2 protein-coding genes are annotated in these 1,862 nt (G+C 56.7%); both read right to left on the reverse strand.

Features of this window, described 5'->3' with window-relative positions:
* Positions 1 to 29: 29 nt before the first annotated feature.
* Positions 30 to 1,370 carry a DUF2800 domain-containing protein gene (locus GY937_00845; protein ID MCP5055252.1) on the reverse strand — a complete coding sequence of 447 codons (1,341 nt, stop codon included), beginning with the start codon at positions 1,368 to 1,370 and terminating at the stop codon, positions 30 to 32.
* Positions 1,367 to 1,777, reverse strand: coding sequence for a hypothetical protein (locus tag GY937_00850; protein MCP5055253.1), 411 nt, complete (start codon positions 1,775 to 1,777; stop codon positions 1,367 to 1,369). The genes GY937_00845 and GY937_00850 overlap by 4 nt, the downstream gene beginning before the upstream one ends.
* Between the last annotated feature and the right edge of the window lie 85 nt (positions 1,778 to 1,862).

Genomic DNA, 1,862 nt, shown 5'->3' on the forward strand with positions numbered 1-1,862 from the left:
ACTCTCATTGGTTATATCTCCTGTGGTGTTTAGAAAAAAGAAAGGGGTGCGTCGACTGGCGCGTCCACCGGCACCGAGCCCTGCACTGCGAGATCGCCGAACATCAGTTCAACTTTCGACTCGGCTGGCGCTTCGGTATGCGCGACATCCGTCAGCTTCAGTTTGCCCGCTGTATAAGTGACCAGGTCTTTCTCCAGTCGAGTTTTTTGCGCGTCCGTCAGGTCGGGGTGCTTCAGGATCTGGGCCGGTGACGCCAGCTTCTGCGGGTAGATGTCGGCGAGCTTTAGCCGTCGAGCTTTGAGCTTCTTAACTGTGGTCTTTTCGTCGAAAGTCCAGCCGTTACTACCTTGGCCTGGCCGCATCGCCTTCCCAGACACGTGTTTGCCCGCCTCGATCCGGGTGACAATCTCTGCGTCGACGTCATCGAAGACAGCGTTCAGTGCAGCGCGTGCACTCGACAGCTCTGACAGCTGCATCTCGGTTAGCTGTGATACATCCGCGATCGCTTGACCGAGGTACTCATACGCGGGGACTCCTCCCGCTGGGATTATTTCTGTACTCATGTTTACCACCGTTTGTAATGATTGATCTGCTGCAGCGGTGCAATGACCACCACGCTTAGGATTAGCGGCGCACCACTGGCAGTGCTTGCCGGGTATTAAAACCGCGAACGGGTCATCAGTCGCCGCTGCTGCGGTAGCGAGCCGCACTGCCGATGTCTCGACGTTGTCGATCGTCTGGCCGTCACGCTCGCTGTCGGTGTAGCGTATCACCGGGTTTGTTTTTGGCTGCACGATTGTCATACGATGACCGCGCAACGTTTTCGCTTGGTAATGGGGATGCACTTTGCCCCACAGATACGAGACAAGCTGCGAGTTATCGGTCGCTGTGACCCACATCTTGCCATCCTTATAATCGACGACCTCGATGTACAGCACTTCATTCGTGTGGGAGTGCACGACTGAGATAGTTATATCTACGGTGCCCCACCAGTCGTCACGGTGGAAGTACTCCCCTGGGTTGGATCGTGTCTCAGACCCGACGCGGACAGTGCCTTCTGGAAATTGAACCCTCAACTCCTGGACCCGTCGAGATACGTAATCGAGACACTGCTGCACCCGTGCACATCGATCGAGGCCAACAAGCCAGCCGCTGGGGTTATCCTCGTGACCCACCCCGATGATCTGCTGGTCATACTGTAGAGCGTGCACGTTATTGACCAGGCATAACTCTAGTAGTATGTGACTCCCCGTCCCGTCAATCGCAGCTTCTCCGGCGATGTCAGGGTACTGCGCCTCCTCACGCGGCGACCCCGGACAATGGGGCCACCGCTTGTTTGAACAACCCAGTCGTGCGTGCTGCCCACTCATGCTGGGATTGCGCGTACTGCATCAAGTAGGGGTTGGTACTGCTCCGCAGGCAGGGTTGTCACTCCAGTCACACCGAACTGCGTTTGCATCACATTGTCGATAGGCTCGCGTGAGCCGATGCGATGGAACTCGGCAATCATCGCAGCGTCAAGATCCTCAGGCGACATGACTGGCACCGCAGCAGGGGTACTCACTGGCGCGGGTGTCGTAAGCTCGTGAGTGGCCTGTGCGGGAGGGGGTGGTGGCGGCGCTTCCGCAGTGGGCACAATCGTGGCCGGAGTAGAAGACGTATCCGCAGCAGGTGCGGGTACTGACTCCGGGGACAGTGTTGGTGTCTCCTGCTTTTTACTGTGTGCGATAGCTTCAAGTGCATCGGCGATGCGTTTAAGACTGTTTTCGATACTCATTGGTAAAGTTCTCCGAGTTGGGTTTTTTGGTCTTCAGTCGGTACGATCCGGAGCCGTCCATCATTGAAAGCAGTCATCACTTCAC

Source organism: bacterium, assembly GCA_024228115.1.
Classification (GTDB): domain Bacteria; phylum Myxococcota_A; class UBA9160; order UBA9160; family UBA6930.

Bases quoted from the DNA above. Each gene is read 5' to 3' on its own strand.
- GY937_00845 (MCP5055252.1), bottom strand. From the start codon at position 1,370: ATGAGTGGGCAGCACGCACGACTGGGTTGTTCAAACAAGCGGTGGCCC.
- GY937_00850 (MCP5055253.1), bottom strand. From the start codon at position 1,777: ATGAGTATCGAAAACAGTCTTAAACGCATCGCCGATGCACTTGAAGCT.